We start from the raw sequence: 2045 nt of genomic DNA on the forward strand, positions 1-2045 counted from the left end.
TGCGGGCTCCTACCGCGCCGACGGCCCGAACACCACGTCCATCCAACGAAATGACAAGGGTGCAGCACCTTTAAAGGGAAACCCTGACCTGCACCGACCCACGGCGGCCTCATCGCCCCGCCGCTGGATCGCCGCCGCTGAAGCCGAAGGCCGCTACCGCGGCCGGCCGCCCGCGCTGGCCGGCGCCCGACTTAAGGAGGTGCGGTCGGCGTTCGCCGACCACGGCACCTCGATCGCGGCTCTTGCCCGTGCGCATGGAGTGAGCCGGGCCGCCATCCGAACCGCACTGACCGGGCTACTGCCCGGCCAGCCGGATCCGCCCCCGCTCATCCCGACCGAGGGCGGACCCGCAGCGCGAGACGCCCCTGCCGAAGCATCCAGCTAAGTTACTCGCGAGTACCGCCAACGGCTGTCCGCAGGTTCCTCAACCCCGGCCCCGGGACATCGCCGGCCCAGCCACCTGGACACGACGGTCACCAGGGCCAACCGCGAGCGCCACGACAAGGCCGTTTTGTGGTTCTCCCGCAAGCGGCGCCCCGGTCAAATGATCCTGCACCATCGCACGGTCCGCCCTGTCGTCATTCGCGAGTGGAGCATCCCGATGGAACAGTTCGCCGGCGCGATCTGGCAGAGCCAGCGCACTACAGACCGGTTCAGAGCGGCGACCTAGATTTTGCGCGGAATCGGTCAACTCGGGGCGTTGCTAACGAACGTGCGACCAGGGATCAAAAAGTTGATCTAGGCCGGGTTCTGGCGAGGTGATGATGTCGGCGAGGGGCTGATCGAAACGCCCCCGCCTGAGCAGAACGAACATCAGGCCGCGTCGGCCACCCCTACCACACTTGTCAGTAACTTTAGGGCTGGTGACGGCTACCCATACGTGGGGCCCTACCCCGTTGCGTCGCTGGGATTCTTGGTGTGAGTAACGGTAGCAAGGGCGAGGAAGACGCCCCACGCGGCGACCAGTACCGCGACCAATGAGTTCCACCAGTTCGGTGTCAACCAGGGGAAAGAGCCGACGATGAATGAGGCCGCGGCAAAGATGCCGACAGCTCGCCCGATTAGTCCGGCGCGTGTCGACCAGCTGAGCGCGACCGCAGCGACGGCGAAACCTAGGAACGCCAGATGCAGGGCGCCGAACGTCGAGCTGACGACCAGGGCTAGGACCTCGGCTGACAGCTGAATCTCAAACACCGGGTAGACCAGACGCCCCACCGCGAGCAGTAGGACGACGAGAGCGACGAGGGCGGCCGCGAGAGCGGTCACTCCTACGTTGATCCGCACCGACGGTCCGGCCTTGCGCGCGCCGAAGAGGCCCTGGGCACCGGCTCCCCAGCAGATGACCGCGAAGAACAGCAGTTCGTCGCTCCACAACAGTAGCGAGTGACCGCGTTGGACCCACGCCGTCATCGCGATCGCCTCAGAAGGCGCGCTTGGAAGTAGCGACAGCAGCAGAAGGGCAACGGCGGTGAGGAGCGCCCCCACGGTCATCAGCCAGCGGTGCACCCGCAAGTCAATCACTTGGCGCGTCGTCGTGTCTCGTACCGTCGGGCCGCCTGTCGTACTCGTCATCGGATTACCATGCCCTATGCTCCCCTGCCTCCCGCAAACGGGGCCTGCCAGCGAACCGGTGCAGCCGATGGCATCAGCCAGGCGTAGTGCAGCTCAAGGCAGCTCCCCGCGCGGAGGGGGGTCCTGCACGACTGAGTAAATCTGCGACCCGTTCGTGATGACCGCGCCACACCAGTCACAGAGCTCAGGACCGGGCTCATCGGTGCTCATACCGATCGACTACCCGGACGCTTGCGTCCTCTCGCCGACAGAAAGACCTGAACAACTCCGCTCGAAACCGTTCAGACCAAGATGTCGTCCCGCAGGTCAGAACCCGTCCCGGCCGCCAACCTCATCCGGAAGGGACGGGACTGTACGGTTTTCGGTGTAACTCCTGATCAAGGAGAACGCACCTGATGAGTACTGTGATCCAGGCATCGACGGAGATCGACCTGGAGGACACCGCGGTGGCACGCACGGAGCCCAAGGACGCA

General features: G+C 65.4%; 1 protein-coding gene and 1 pseudogene. One reads left to right on the forward strand and one right to left on the reverse strand.

Features of this window, described 5'->3' with window-relative positions; genetic code table 11:
* Positions 1-385 (forward strand): annotated as a pseudogene (locus tag EJK15_RS74000) (hypothetical protein); the annotation flags it as partial.
* A gap of 503 nt (positions 386-888) precedes the next feature.
* On the opposite strand, the gene EJK15_RS69015 reads toward EJK15_RS74000, so the two are convergent.
* The gene (locus EJK15_RS69015) at positions 889-1572 is read right to left on the reverse strand and encodes a hypothetical protein (protein WP_138720881.1); all 684 of its coding nucleotides are present in this window, start codon (positions 1570-1572) and stop codon (positions 889-891) included.
* Positions 1573-2045 lie beyond the last annotated feature (473 nt).

Origin of the sequence: Nonomuraea basaltis, assembly GCF_005893125.1 — a bacterium.
GTDB classification, from domain to species: domain Bacteria; phylum Actinomycetota; class Actinomycetes; order Streptosporangiales; family Streptosporangiaceae; genus Nonomuraea; species Nonomuraea basaltis.